This window comes from Arthrobacter sp. zg-Y1116, from assembly GCF_024385485.1.
Taxonomy (GTDB): Bacteria; Actinomycetota; Actinomycetes; order Actinomycetales; family Micrococcaceae; genus Arthrobacter_B.
In genome coordinates this window covers 43,978-56,749 of record NZ_JANFLR010000005.1, presented here as the reverse complement: position 1 = coordinate 56,749, position 12,772 = coordinate 43,978, and the positions used below count along the sequence as shown (strand labels likewise).

Sequence of the window (12,772 nt, the reverse complement as noted above, 5' to 3'; positions counted from 1 at the left end):
ATGAGCATCATCCCTGCGGAAGGATCACCATGACGGATATCAGTGAGCACCCCGCCCAGCGCACCGGTGCCGTGCCGCGTCTCTCCGACTCGCAATGGGCAAGGCTCCTCGGCATGGCCGCACCCGCCGACGTGGACGCCGGCGACCATGTCTTTCGTGCAGGGGATTTGAACTATCCAATGATCCTCGTCGAATCGGGGTCCATTGAAATGGTTCGCGACCCGTTGTGGTGGGACGACGAAACCGTTCTCAGCACCCTGGGGCCACGCTCATTCGGCGGTGAACTCGGGCTGCTCAACGGACAGGCCTCGCTCCTGTCGGCGCGGGTGAAGGAACCCGGGCGCATCCGACGCCTGGCCCGCGAGGATCTGCGGCTGGTCATGAACCAAGACGACGACCTCGGCGGGATCGTTCTCCATACCCTGTGGGAACGCCGCGAAGCGCTTCGCCGAGGCCCCGCCGCCATGACGCTCAAGTTCATCGGGACGGAAGCGTCGAGTGAACTGCTGGCTCTTCGCCGCTTCGCTGAACGCCTGGATTTGATCCATACCGTCTTCGTCGTCCCGGCGGACGGCATGGGTGCCATCGATGGCCACGGCATCGCAGCCGAGGACCTGCCGGCAGCACTCATCCAGGGCAAGCTGATAAAGCGTGCGACGCCGGGGACTATCGCCGAGCGCCTCGGGTTGAGTTACCAGCCCCATCAGGAGGGCTCGACGGACCTGCTGGTCGTTGGCGGCGGACCTGCCGGGCTCGCGGCGGCCATCTATGCAGCCTCCGAAGGGCTGAGCACGGTGGTGCTCGACGCCGTCGCGCCCGGCGGCCAGGCGGCGTCGACATCCCGAATCGAAAACTTCCTTGGTTTTCCCTTCGGAGTGGCCGGCGGAGACCTCATCCGCCAAGCGACACTGCAGGCGATCAAGTTCGGGGTGAGGATCTGGGCGCCCTGCGATGCGGTGTCGCTCGAGACGATGAATGACGGCCTACAGCTCACGCTGGGTGACGGCGCTATCCTCCATACCCGCACCGCATTGATTACGTCCGGGGCCTCCTATCGAAGTCTCGGAGTTCAGGGGTGGGAGGACTTCGAGGGACACGGAATCTACTACGCCGCTACCAGCCTCGAGGCGCGCCAAGTCGCAGGGCACCCTGTGGTTGTGGTGGGCGGGGCAAACTCAGCCGGCCAGGCCGCGCTCTATCTCGCCTCCCATGGATGTCCGGTCCATCTGGTGGTGCGGGGAACAGAGGTTGGGGCGCGGATGTCCTCCTACCTCGTGGACCGCCTGCGGGAGAATTCCCGGATCTCCATCCATACCGAGTCGAACATCATCGGTTTGGAAGGTGGCTCCGCCCTGGACTCGGTCCGGATCGATACCGCCGGTGCGGTGGATGCGCGCGGATTGTTCTGCTTCATCGGAGCCGACCCGGCCAGCGCCTGGCTGCCCACCCTGGACAGAGACACTGCGGGCTTCATCCGCACCGGAACCGACATCGCCATCCAGTCCCTGGATCAGTGGCAGCCGTTGGGCCGCGAACCGATGCCCTTTGAAACCTCCACCCCACGCGTTTTTGCAGCGGGGGATGTCCGTCACGGGTCGATGAAGCGCGTCGCGGCAGCGGTCGGCGAAGGGTCCAGCGCCGTCGCGTCCGTGCACCGGGCCCTTAGCGACCCTGCCAGCCCGCTCGCCCGCCCGCCGCGTTCTCCCGCTGACCGGAGCAGCTGACCGCGTCTCGGAACTCGCGGGCTGCACGCTACAGCCGGACAGTCCCCTCGATGCAGCCCGTGACCCGTCCGCCGACCCAGATTTTCCCGTCGCGGAGACTGATGTGCACCCGGCCCCGGCGTCCGAGAACTGTTCCCTGCGATGCCGTGAAGGGCGGGGCGGCCAGCCCGGTGTCGATCAGCCAGCGTGCCAGACCCGCGTTCAGGCTGCCGGTGACGGGGTCTTCCCAGACGGGGTCGCCTCCGACGAAGGCACGCACCTCGAACTGGGTTTCCTCCGTAGGTTCGTGCGGTCCCACCACACCGATTTCCAAGTCGCCGGCCTTGGCCGGGTCGGGCTGCAGGCTCAAGACTTCCTGGGCGGAGGAAAGCCGGACGCCAATCCATCGAGGACCATTAACCAGCCACGACGCATCACGGATGTTCTCCCGCGGGATTCCCAGAATTGCCGCTATCCGTTGGGCCAGCGGCTCGTCCACGGGTTCGTAGCGGCTCAGGGGCGGCGCCTCGAAGGCCAGTTGATCCTCCGCTACACGGATCGGGATCAGCCCTGCCGCACATTCCTGGATGAGAGTCCCGTCGAGCCGTGGCGATCCCCCGGCGTCCAGCCAGGCCTTGGCGGATCCAAGCGTTGGATGACCGGCGAAAGGCAGTTCTGCCATGGCGGTGAAGATCCTCACCCGGTAGTCGGCCTCCGGGCTGCTCGGTGGCAGGAGGAACGTCGTCTCCGAGAGGTTTGTCCAGGTGGCGAACCGCTGCATCTCTTCGGTACTCAGCCCGTCGGCGTCATGAACAACCGCCAACGCGTTGCCCCGATACGGCTCAGAGGAGAACACATCGACTTCGCTGTAGGGACGGACTTTCATGGCGCCACTGTAACAAGGTGCCTCCGGCGGGCCTGGCGCTGAGGCCCGCGCCAATCCACCCTGGTGGTGTTCAAACCTCCGGGAATTCAAGGTCTGCCGGGACGGTTATATAGGGGTAGAACATCTGCTTTTGGCGGCAGCCTAAACCGGGACCGGAGTCCACAGCCGATGACCGGGGTGTAGTTGTAATCTGGCCGTAGGTGGCTTGCGGCTCCGCCACTATCCATTCACGAGAGGATCATGATGTCTCGCCTTACTGCGGGGAACATCTTCAAAGTCACCGTCGCTCTTCTTTTCTTCCCTTTTATGCCTCTTCTGGTGCTGATGATCGGGGTGCGCAGGAGTAACTGGAAAGTGATCCTCGAGGGTGGCCTGTACGTTGCGCTCGTCCTGGCGGCCGTCGCCCTGCCCGGGACCGCAGCGCAGTTCATCCTCTCGTTCTTCGTGGTTCTCGGGCTCATAGCCGTAGCGGGCATGCGGTCCTACATGCTCCGGGACCTGTGGCTGCACCCCAGGACCCGGGGACCGCAGGTTATGACCCAGTCCCAGCCAGGGGCAGGGACCACGCCGCCGGAGGACTTGTCCTCCGCTTTGGCCTGGTCTGCCGCCCTCGCGAAACGAAACAGGAGCCGTCTTCCGTCCGAGGCGTACGCCAGCATTCTGGAAACCTGCCAGACGCTGGACGCGGTGATCGACGCCGAAACTCGCCAGCCGCTGGGCGATCCCCAATTTGAGTACGAACTGTCCGCCACGGTGCGCGACTACCTGCCGAGTGTCCTCCAGAATTACGTGGCCATCCCGCCGAAGATGCTGGAGACCAAACAGGCGAGCGGAAGGACCCCCAACGAGGAACTGGCCGAGCAGTTGCAGCTCCTTGCCGGACAGGCCGAGACGCTGCACGCCAGCCGTCACCGCCGCACCTCCGCGGAGCTGACCAATACGGGCAACTTCCTTCGGGAGCGGTTCGGGCACCGTCAGGGCGGCTACGACTTCGGGATTAAGTAGCCAGCACGACGCCGCCTGCCGGGGTGTTGCTAACGCCGGGCGCGGCCAGGTGAGCTTACAGTGACGTAGATCACATGATCGCCCGTCACACATCCACCTGCTTGGAGCGCCAATGACGACAGTCCACAGCACCCCGCCCACCCACGAGCTCGGCAGCAGCGACCGCGTATGCGTCATCGGCGCGGGCTGCTCCGGAATCACGGCGGCCAAAGTCCTCCATGAACGGGGACTTGCCTTCGATTGCTTTGAACTCTCGGACCGGGTCGGCGGCAACTGGGTATGGGGCAACAGCAACGGGGTGTCCGCGGCCTACAAGTCCCTGCACATCAACACCTCGCGCAGCCGGATGGAATTCAGCGACTTTCCCATGCCCGCGAACCTGCCCAATTTCGCACGCCACGACCAGGTCGCGGCGTACTTCGACGCCTACGTCGACCACTTTGGGTTCCGGGACAAGATCACCTTCAACACCGGTGTGGAGCACGTGCGTCCCCTGCCCGGCGGCGGCTTCGAGGTTCGGCTGAGCACCGCCGAGACCCGGCGCTACGGCTCGGTCATAGTGGCCAACGGCCACCACTGGGACCCCCGCATGCCGGAGCCGGCCTTCCCCGGCGCCGAAGGCTTCACCGGCGAGCAGATGCACTCCCACGACTACACGGACGAGCAACAGCTCACCGGCAAGCGGATCGTGGTGCTCGGCATGGGCAACTCGGCCATGGATATCTGTACCGATGCCAGCTACCACGCGGCCGAGACCTACCTCTCCCACCGACGGGGCGTGCACATCATTCCCAAGTACGTCTTCGGCAAGCCCTTCGACGAGATCGGAGCGCACGAGAAGATCCCGTCCCGGGTCCGCTGGGCCGTCGCCCGCGTGGTCATGCGCGCCGCCACCGGCCCGATGTCGCGTTACGGCCTTCAGGAACCCGACCACAAGTTCGCCCAGGCCCACCCGACCGTCTCCAGCCGGATACTCGACCGGCTGGCCCACGGCGACGTGGTCCCGAAGCCCAACATCCAGCGCTTCGACGGCGACAGCGTCGTCTTCACCGACGGCACCCGCGTCGCGGCCGACCTGGTGATCTACTGCACCGGCTACAAGATCTCGTTCCCGTTCTTTGACGCCGGCTTCCTCGACCCCTCCGGGGATAACGAGATCCGGCTCTACCAGCGGATGTTCCACCCGACGGTGCCGGGGTTGTACTTCATCGGACTGGTCCAGCCGCTCGGCGCGGTCATGCCGATCGCCGAGCGGCAGTCCGAGCTCGCCGCCGACCATCTCCAGGGCCGCTACGCCCTGCCCGAGCGGGCCGCGATGGACGCCGAGATCGACCGCCACCGCAAGGCGATCACCAAAAGGTACGTCGCCAGCAAGCGGCACACCATCCAGGTGGATTTCGTCGATTACATGCGTGCCCTGCGCAGCGAGCGCGATGCCGGAGCGCGGCGCGGAACCGCTGCGCAGGCCGCAACCGACCGTGTGGGGGCCTGACATGGCCGGGAACACTGAGCAGCACTCACGCCGCATCGCCGTCGTCACCGGCGCCGCCCGCGGCATCGGACATGCCACCGCGGCCCGGCTGTTGCGCAATGGTTGGAAAGTCGGCGCGTTCGACATCGAAAGTGAGGGCCTCGCCGAACTCAAGGACATTGCTGCCGCGCACGGCACGACGGTCGTCACGGGAGCCCTCGATGTCCGGGACGCCCATCAGTGGCGCGAAGCCCTGGCCTCCGTTTGCGAGGACCGCTTGGACCTTCTGGTCAACAACGCCGGGCTGCTGGCCGCCGGACCGTTTGTTGATACCGATCTTGAACGGCACCGCGCGCTCGTGGACGTCAACGTTCTCGGCACCATCAACGGTGCGCATACCGCGTTCCCGTACCTGAAAAATGCTGACAGGCCGGTGCTGCTCAACCTGGGATCAGCCTCAGCCATTTACGGGCAGCCCGATCTTGCCACCTACGGCGCCACGAAGTTCGCGGTCCGCGGCCTGACCGAGGCACTGGAACTGGAATGGGCGGAGCATGGCATTGCCGTGCTCGATCTGTGGCCGCTGTTCGTCAACACCGGGATGGTCAAGGGCGTCAGTATCGGGGCGATCCAGTCGCTCGGCGTGCGGCTGAATGAAACCGACGTTGCCGCAGCTGCTGTCGCCGCCGTGGAACGCAGCATCAGGTCCCGTCGCAATCGGAAGTGGCCCCGCAACGTCCATCACGCCGTCGGACCGCAGGCACGCTTCCTGGTCATGCTCTCCCAGGTGACTCCGAACTGGGCCAACCGGCTCATCACCGACCGTCTCACCCGGCGGCCGGCTGCCTGACCCCCCAGTGTTCTGCCGAGTTACATGGCCATGCCACCCCAGATGCTGGACAATAAAACAGGCAAGCGGAAGTGCCCAAAATGAGGGATTGCTCGGGCAGCTGCAGGTTCTCTCCGGGCAGGCCGACCTAACACCCAGCCCCGCCTAGCTGAGGAGAACCCGCATGTACCGAAGCCGCATCTCCGCGCCCGTGCTTACCGCCGTCGCCGGCCTGGCACTCATCACCGGATGCTCCGCTGATCCGGCGCCGACACCCGAGGAAACCGGAACCCCATCATCAACCAGCGTCGGAACACCGGAAAGCACCGCCACGGCCTCCGCGACAGACCCAAGCGCATCAACGGCATCAGGCGGCTCCGGTGCGACGATCACCCTCAGCCGGGGGCAAGAACATAAAATTACGGAAGCGAACACCAGCGTCAGCATTACCTGCTCCGGCGGCGGGGACATCGACGTCGAGACAAATGGCTCCACCGTCCGGACCACTGGTCAATGTGAAGACATCGACATCCGGGGCAATAACAACACCGTCAGTGGCGAGGACGCGGAAAACCTCGACATTGAGGGCAACAATAATGAAGTCACCCTCAGCAATGTGCCCGACATCGATGTGGACGGAACCGCGAACACTGTCGCCGTCGAGGTGACCCGTGACATCGACGTCGAAGGAGAGAACAACACCGTTACCTACACCTCCGGGGACCCCTTGATCGAAACCGAGGGTACGAACTCCGTCTCGGCCCGATGAACACGAGCATGGGCGGACGAGACGGCGGCGAGGTGAGCCGCGGGCTGAACCTTTAGCACTCTGGGCGCCTACCCCAGGCTCTCGAACACCATCGTCGCCTGGATGCGGTCGCCGCCGCCGAATCCCTTGCTCCCGCTGCTCGCGGTGGTGATGGTGTGAAGCCGGTAGCCTTTCGCGGCCTGATCATTGATGGCCTTTTCCATCCTTCCGTTCCTGACCGATTGGGCGCAATTCGACTCGATACAGGCCGCTGGTCCTTCGGTCGAATTCCGCCGTTTCAGACGCGAGCAACGATTTTTCACCTGCCCTTAAAGACGTTCCTGAATCCTTGTGGCCTGAGTTGTGGATATCGGCGGATAGACTGCAATTCAGCTTGATTCCAAGGAGTACTACATGTCGCGTCTCACCGTGGGGAACGTCCTCAAGGTCATATTTGCCGTCCTTTTCTTTATTTTTATGCCTCTGATTGTGCTCATGCTCGGCATACTCAAAAAGAACTTGAAGGTGATTCTCGAGGGCGCCCTTTACGTCGTCCTCTTTGTGGGCGCCTTCTCCGTCCCCGCGGAAAGCCCCTTCTACACCGCGGCGTCCTTTGTAGGTCTCGGCTCCATAGGTGTATCGTCCCTGCGGTTCTACATGCTTCGCGATCTTTGGTTGAGTCGGAGGGTTAAGAGCCCCGGGCGTAACGTCACCGGCCAGCCGAATGCACCGTGGCCGTCTGCCCCCACCCCCTCTCCGGCAGGGGCACCAACCGCTCCGTCTGCACAGGACCTGTCGCAGTCTTTGGCATGGGTTGCCGCGCACGCCAAGCAGAACAAGAACCGGCTTCCCGCAGACGCGTATGTCAGCATTCTGGAAACCTGCCAGACGCTGGACACAGTTATCGACGCGGAAGCACAGCAGCCGATGGGTGATCCCCAGTTTGAGTACGAGCTGACCGCCACCGTGCGGGAGTACCTGCCCGCCGTCATACGTGGATACTTGGCCGTTCCTCCCAGCGTGGTGGACAACCGCCAGGCGAACGGGAGGACCGCCAACGAGGAACTGGTGGAGCAACTTCAGCTCCTCGCCCGGCAAGCCGACACGCTGCACTCCAGCCGCCACCGCCAGACGTCGATGGACCTGGCCAACACCGGAAACTTCCTGCGTGAACGGTTTGGGCACCAGCAGGGCGGCGGGTTCGACTTCGGCATTAAGTAATGGTTGAAGGCGGTTAGGTGCCGGCGGTACCTGAGCTAAACCACGCTCGTCAGCACACCCCCGTCCACCCGCACCGCGGCACCGTTCGTCGCGGACGCCACGGGGCTGGCTACACTCCCCCGTTAGCGTCCGCGAGCGGCTCTTGCCCGTGCCTTGATCGCCAGGATGACGTCGGTCTTGGCGTCGGCGTAGTCGTTCATGTCCTCCCACTGCCTGCTGAGCAGCGCTCTCTTGGTGCTCTCATAGAGGGCGCGGTCATCCGCATTTGCCCGCAGGTGGTCGCGCAGGATGAGGTATTCGTCCACGGCAGGATCGTCCCGCCCGTACAGGTGCACGTGCACGTCACGGGCCGGTGTGCGTACGAGGCGATGTCCCGGTTCGCGCACCCGCAGTTCGTATCCGGCGGCGATAAGCGGATCGAGGTAGTCCTCTTCTGCGGTGATGTCCTCTACCGCAACCACGATGTCGATGATCGGCTTTGCTGCCAGTCCTGGAACCGCCGTCGAACCGATGTGCTCGATCCCGGCGTGCGCTGTCCCGAGGGCAGCCTCAATGCGGTGACGGTGAGTGAGATAAATTGCCGGCCACCGGTCGTCGTAGCTGTGGAGGTGAAGTTCGAGTCTCTCCGGCCCCCCGATCAGCTCCAGCGTCGTCACGTCCGGTCGTCGCGGTTTTTGGCTTTTCATCACCAGAGCATTCTTGCAGGGCGTCCGCTGACCCCGCGATCCGCACTTACACGCGGTGCGTGCTGGCCAGCGGGCATGCCCACGTATCGACCCCGCCGCGGCCCACCCTGTTGATATAGGCGGTGACGTCCTTCAAGGATTGGCCAAACCCGGTTTCGGTGTACCGCACGCCCAGCTGATCACAGTACTGGCGGACCAGCGGGGCAACTTTCCGCAAATTCGGGCGGGACATGGAGGGAAACAGGTGGTGCTCCACCTGGAAGTTCAGTCCGCCCATAAAGGTATCCACCCACCGGCCGCCGGTGATGTTACGGCTCATCAATACCTGGCGGCGCAGGAAATCGATGCCCGCTTCCCGGGGCGCAATCGGCATGCCGATGTGGTTCGGGGCGAAGGAAATACCCATGTACAGCCCGAAAACGGCGAGCTGGACGCCGATGAACGCTGCACCCTTGCCCGGTGAAAGCACGAGGAAAACCAGCGCCACGTAACTGACCAGGCGCACAGTGATGAAGCTGAGCTCCACCCACCGCCGCTTGATCCGGCCCTTTCCCAGTACCCGCTTGATGCCCTGCACATGCAGGTTGACGCCCTCGAGCAGGAGCAGCGGGAAGAAAAAGTAACCCTGTTTGGTGGCGAGCCAGCGTGTGAAGCGGTTCTTGCGCGCGTCGGCTGCCTCGGGGGTGAAGGCCAGGACGCCGGGAGCGATGTCCGGATCCGTGCCGACCTTGTTCGGTGCAGCATGATGCTTGCTGTGTTTTGCATTCCACCAGCCAAGGCCCATGCCGGCGAAGAGATTAACCACGATCAGCGAGACCCACTCATTCCACTTCGGCGACACGAAGATCTGCCGGTGCGCGGCGTCGTGCCCCAGGAACGCGATCTGCGTCATCAGCAACGCCAGCACCACCGCGGTCACCATCTGCCACCAGGTGTCCCCCAGCAGGATGAAAGCCAGGGCCAGCACCAGGCCAATCAGGGTTACCCCAATCAGCTTGGCCCAGTAGTAGCCGTAGTTCCGGCGCATATAGCCGGCTTCCTGGATCTGTCGGGTCAACGCCGTGAAGTCGCTGGTGTGCCGCTGGCGGGCCGGGCCAGCCGGCCGGCGTTTGCCTTCTCCACTCGCATCCACACTGGTACCCGTCATAACGGCGTCGTCCATAATTCACTTTCATATCGGCGGACAAAGTCCATGTCATATTAGCGAACAGCACCCGATTCGCTCCTCGGCCTTCGCCTGGGGTGCAGATCTGGTGCTGTGTGCATTTCCGGCTGGGGGCCGGTCGATCCTAAGTGTGCTTATCGTATATGCAAGACGTCTTTTTCGTTTCATTTCCGTGGCGGAACGCTGAGCCGTGTTGGTGCATAAGCCGATCCGTCTCCGGATACTCGACACCCGCTTTCAGGAGGCTCTCAGCAACCAGGAGGCGAACGGCAAGCGGCTTTTTCTACCGTGTTGACTATGAGATCTTCCGGAACCACCGATACCCTGCCCACGGCGTCGTCGTTGGTACGACGGCGCGCCCTGCGGGTCGTCTCACTCCTCCTGGCAGGCGGCCTCGCCCTCACCGGCTGCGCGGCCGACGTCGCTTCCACCTCCGGCACGGCATCCCCCTCTGCTGCGAGTGATTCGAGCAGCAGCACGGCCGCGGAAACAGGCACGGAAACGACGTCGCCGACGACAACCGAAGAGACGATTTCCTCGACGGCAGCTGCCGCTGAGGCATTCCTGGCGACGCTGAGCGATGAGCAACGCGAGACAGTCCTGTATGACTACGGCGACGCGACGAAGACAACGTCCTGGTCAAACTTTCCCGTGACGTTCGTCCAGCGTGCCGGCCTGAATCTGGCCGACCTGAGCGATGAGCAGGAGACCGCAGCATTGGCGGTGCTGCAGGCGCTGCTTAGCGACGAAGCGTACGACACGGTGTCCGGCATTATGGGTGGCGACGAGTACCTGCAGCAGAACAGCAGCAGCACCGAGCAGTCCCTCGGCCAGTACTACATCGCCTTCTTCGGCGAGCCGTCTGACACCGGCACCTTCGAAGTGCAGTTCGGCGGCCACCACCTCGGTATCAATGCGACCCTCGACGGCGCGGGTGACGCGATCACGTTCGCTCCCACCCACCTCGGTGTGCAGCCTGCCGTTTACACCGACGCCGACGGCAACGAAGTGCGGCCGTTCGACGGCATCTACACCGACGCGTTCGCATTCTTTGACAGCTTGACGGAGGAACAGCAGGCTGCGCTCACGTCGGGCGACGTCAGCATGTGTGCGCCTGGCGCTACCTGTGATTTCGACGCCGGAGCCGGCCTCACCGGCGCCGATCTGACCGACGCGCAGAAGCAGTTGCTCCTCGATCTCATCGCGAACTGGTCCGGCATGGCTGACGAGCAGACCGCTGCCGACTCCCGGGCGAAGATCGAGGCCACCCTTGATGACACCGTCATCGCGTGGTCCGGGGAGACCACGTACGACATGAGCACTGGGGACGGTATCTCGTTCTCCATCTCGGGGCCGAACGTTTATGTCGCCTTCCAGGCGCAGCAGGGCTCGGCAGGCGCGGATGTCGACGGAGTGTCCACCTCCGGATGGGGACACGTCCACACCATTTACCGCGACCCCACGAACGACTATGCCAACAGTGTGGCGCAGCTAGCGGCTATGGGCGGCGGCAACGGTCCCGTCGGCGGACCACCCGGGGGCGGCACCCCGCCCAACGGCGGCTCGCCGCGAGTTAGCTACTAGCGTTCACGCGCTCCTCGTGTTTGCGTCCGGCCCGGGCCGCGAGGAACAACAAGGATCCGATCGCAACGTAGACGGCAGCGCTGAGCCAGATGGCCCCGCTTTGTTGGGTGAGGAGCGCAATGCTCGCAATGATCGCGAGGACCGGCATGAAACGGGGGGCACTGAAGTGGTCATGGTCCACTTTGTCCTTTTTGAGGACGAGGACGCTGACGTTCGCGGACAGGAACACCAGGAGCAGCAGCAGCACGGTGGTTTCGGCCAACGAGGCGACATTTCCGGTGAGGGTCAGGACAATCGTTAGTCCGGCCACCACAACAATGGAGACCCACGGGGTGCGGCGGCCCGGCAGCACGCGGCTGAAGGCACGAGGGAGCAGTTCTGCTTCGGCCAATCCGTAGCCGACGCGGCTGGCCATAACCATAAACAGCAGTGCTCCGTTGGCAATGGCGATCAGGGCAATAATGCTGAACAGTCCGGGCGGGATTCCGACGCCGCTGGCGGCGACGACGTCGAGCAGGGGACCAGTGGAGTCGGCCAGTTCGGCCGGGGGCATAACAATGACCGCACCGAGAGCGATGAGGAGGTAGACGACCCCGGCGGTGCAGATCGCACCGAACAATGCGCGAGGGTATGCCCTGGATGGGTTACGTACTTCCTCGGCCATGTTTGCTGCGGCCTCGAAACCCAGGAAAGAGAAAAACGCGACGATCGATGCGGCGAAGGCGCCCTGGAACGGCGGTACGTCCGGTGCGAACTCCAGGAGCCGGGAGGGGTCCCCGTTGCCGGAGGCGAGGACGATGGCGGCGACGATGATGACGATGACGAGGCCGGTTACCTCGATGACGGAAGCTACGAGGTTCGCGCCGAGGGACTCCTTGACGCCGCGAAGGTTGATCAACGTCAGCAAGATAATAAATACGATCGCCGCGGGGGCAGCTGGCACGTCGATGAGCGCGGTGAGGTAATCGCCCGCGAAGGCGTTCGCGAGGGCAGCGGCTGTGGTGATTCCCGAGGCCATCATCAGGAAGCCGACGAGGAATGACACGTAGGGGATGCCAAAAGCCCGGTCGGCGTAGCGCGCGGCTCCTCCAGCGTGCGGGTACTTGGTGATCAGCTCCGCGTAGGTCGCGGCAGTGAGTAGCGCGACGACCAGTGCGATCAGCAAGGGTATCCAGATCGCGCCACCGACATCGGCCGCCATGGTACCCACGAGGGTGTAGATGCCGGCACCGAGGGTGTCGCCCACGATAAACGCGAACAGCAGCGGCGTACCAATTGCCCGCTTCAGCCCGGTTGGTGCTTTTGATGCGGTCGTGCCGGGATCTTTCATCATTGGGCTATTGGATTCCGTTTGCCGTCCCTGCGCAACTACTTTGGCGAAATCCAGTGGACCAAAAGCGTTGAGGCAGGTAGGCGAACACTATTTACCTGTCCGCGGGCCTATCGTCACTCACCCAGCGCCATAAGCTTCGCT

12 protein-coding genes are annotated in these 12,772 nt (G+C 63.8%); 7 read left to right on the top strand and 5 right to left on the bottom strand.

Features of this window, described 5'->3' with window-relative positions:
• Window positions 1-29: 29 nt before the first annotated feature.
• Window positions 30-1,724 (top strand): cyclic nucleotide-binding domain-containing thioredoxin-disulfide reductase, encoded by a 1,695-nt coding sequence (locus NNX34_RS15020; protein WP_255767331.1) that lies wholly within the window; start codon window positions 30-32, stop codon window positions 1,722-1,724.
• 28 nt (window positions 1,725-1,752) lie between these two features.
• On the opposite strand, the gene NNX34_RS15015 is transcribed toward NNX34_RS15020, so the two are convergent.
• Entirely contained in the window at window positions 1,753-2,589 is an 837-nt protein-coding gene (locus tag NNX34_RS15015) for a PhzF family phenazine biosynthesis protein (protein WP_255767330.1), read from the bottom strand.
• A 243-nt stretch (window positions 2,590-2,832) separates the two neighbouring features.
• On the opposite strand from NNX34_RS15015, the gene NNX34_RS15010 reads away from it, so the two are divergent.
• From NNX34_RS15010 to NNX34_RS14995, 4 genes are all read left to right on the top strand, one after another.
• Window positions 2,833-3,594, top strand: coding sequence for a hypothetical protein (locus NNX34_RS15010; RefSeq protein ID WP_255767329.1), 762 nt, complete (start codon window positions 2,833-2,835; stop codon window positions 3,592-3,594).
• A 112-nt stretch (window positions 3,595-3,706) separates the two neighbouring features.
• Window positions 3,707-5,086 (top strand): NAD(P)/FAD-dependent oxidoreductase, encoded by a 1,380-nt coding sequence (locus NNX34_RS15005; protein ID WP_255767328.1) that lies wholly within the window; start codon window positions 3,707-3,709, stop codon window positions 5,084-5,086.
• 1 nt (window position 5,087) lies between these two features.
• Window positions 5,088-5,915, top strand: a complete 828-nt coding sequence (locus tag NNX34_RS15000) for an SDR family oxidoreductase (RefSeq protein WP_255767327.1) — start codon at window positions 5,088-5,090, stop codon at window positions 5,913-5,915.
• A gap of 163 nt (window positions 5,916-6,078) precedes the next feature.
• Window positions 6,079-6,663: a DUF3060 domain-containing protein gene (locus NNX34_RS14995; RefSeq protein ID WP_255767326.1), complete on the top strand. Its 585-nt coding sequence runs from the start codon at window positions 6,079-6,081 to the stop codon at window positions 6,661-6,663.
• 68 nt (window positions 6,664-6,731) lie between these two features.
• Here NNX34_RS14995 and NNX34_RS14990 read toward each other — a convergent pair whose 3' ends face one another.
• On the bottom strand, window positions 6,732-6,866 hold the full coding sequence (locus NNX34_RS14990; protein WP_255767325.1) for a hypothetical protein: 135 nt from the start codon (window positions 6,864-6,866) through the stop codon (window positions 6,732-6,734).
• Between the two features lie 190 nt (window positions 6,867-7,056).
• Here NNX34_RS14990 and NNX34_RS14985 point away from each other — a divergent pair, with 190 nt between their 5' ends.
• Entirely contained in the window at window positions 7,057-7,863 is an 807-nt protein-coding gene (locus tag NNX34_RS14985; protein WP_255767324.1) for a hypothetical protein, read from the top strand.
• Window positions 7,864-7,985: 122 nt separating this feature from the next.
• Here NNX34_RS14985 and NNX34_RS14980 read toward each other — a convergent pair whose 3' ends face one another.
• Window positions 7,986-8,549, bottom strand: coding sequence for a GrpB family protein (locus NNX34_RS14980; RefSeq protein WP_255767323.1), 564 nt, complete (start codon window positions 8,547-8,549; stop codon window positions 7,986-7,988).
• 46 nt (window positions 8,550-8,595) lie between these two features.
• Window positions 8,596-9,696, bottom strand: a complete 1,101-nt coding sequence (locus NNX34_RS14975; protein WP_255767322.1) for an acyl-CoA desaturase — start codon at window positions 9,694-9,696, stop codon at window positions 8,596-8,598.
• Between the two features lie 315 nt (window positions 9,697-10,011).
• On the opposite strand from NNX34_RS14975, the gene NNX34_RS14970 reads away from it, so the two are divergent.
• The gene (locus NNX34_RS14970) at window positions 10,012-11,298 is read left to right on the top strand and encodes a DUF3500 domain-containing protein (protein ID WP_255767321.1); all 1,287 of its coding nucleotides are present in this window, start codon (window positions 10,012-10,014) and stop codon (window positions 11,296-11,298) included.
• On the opposite strand, the gene NNX34_RS14965 is transcribed toward NNX34_RS14970, so the two are convergent.
• Window positions 11,288-12,631, bottom strand: coding sequence for an APC family permease (locus NNX34_RS14965; RefSeq protein WP_255767320.1), 1,344 nt, complete (start codon window positions 12,629-12,631; stop codon window positions 11,288-11,290). The genes NNX34_RS14970 and NNX34_RS14965 overlap by 11 nt on opposite strands.
• Between the last annotated feature and the right edge of the window lie 141 nt (window positions 12,632-12,772).

Excerpts from the sequence above, each read along its gene's own strand:
- NNX34_RS14970 (WP_255767321.1), top strand. The coding sequence starts at position 10,012 with ATGAGATCTTCCGGAACCACCGATACCCTGCCCACGGCGTCGTCGTTG.
- NNX34_RS15010 (WP_255767329.1), top strand. The coding sequence starts at position 2,833 with ATGTCTCGCCTTACTGCGGGGAACATCTTCAAAGTCACCGTCGCTCTT.
- NNX34_RS15015 (WP_255767330.1), bottom strand. The coding sequence starts at position 2,589 with ATGAAAGTCCGTCCCTACAGCGAAGTCGATGTGTTCTCCTCTGAGCCG.
- NNX34_RS14990 (WP_255767325.1), bottom strand. The coding sequence starts at position 6,866 with ATGGAAAAGGCCATCAATGATCAGGCCGCGAAAGGCTACCGGCTTCAC.
- NNX34_RS15000 (WP_255767327.1), top strand. The coding sequence starts at position 5,088 with ATGGCCGGGAACACTGAGCAGCACTCACGCCGCATCGCCGTCGTCACC.
- NNX34_RS14965 (WP_255767320.1), bottom strand. The coding sequence starts at position 12,631 with ATGATGAAAGATCCCGGCACGACCGCATCAAAAGCACCAACCGGGCTG.
- NNX34_RS14980 (WP_255767323.1), bottom strand. The coding sequence starts at position 8,549 with ATGAAAAGCCAAAAACCGCGACGACCGGACGTGACGACGCTGGAGCTG.
- NNX34_RS15020 (WP_255767331.1), top strand. The coding sequence starts at position 30 with ATGACGGATATCAGTGAGCACCCCGCCCAGCGCACCGGTGCCGTGCCG.
- NNX34_RS14975 (WP_255767322.1), bottom strand. The coding sequence starts at position 9,696 with ATGACGGGTACCAGTGTGGATGCGAGTGGAGAAGGCAAACGCCGGCCG.
- NNX34_RS14995 (WP_255767326.1), top strand. The coding sequence starts at position 6,079 with ATGTACCGAAGCCGCATCTCCGCGCCCGTGCTTACCGCCGTCGCCGGC.
- NNX34_RS15005 (WP_255767328.1), top strand. The coding sequence starts at position 3,707 with ATGACGACAGTCCACAGCACCCCGCCCACCCACGAGCTCGGCAGCAGC.
- NNX34_RS14985 (WP_255767324.1), top strand. The coding sequence starts at position 7,057 with ATGTCGCGTCTCACCGTGGGGAACGTCCTCAAGGTCATATTTGCCGTC.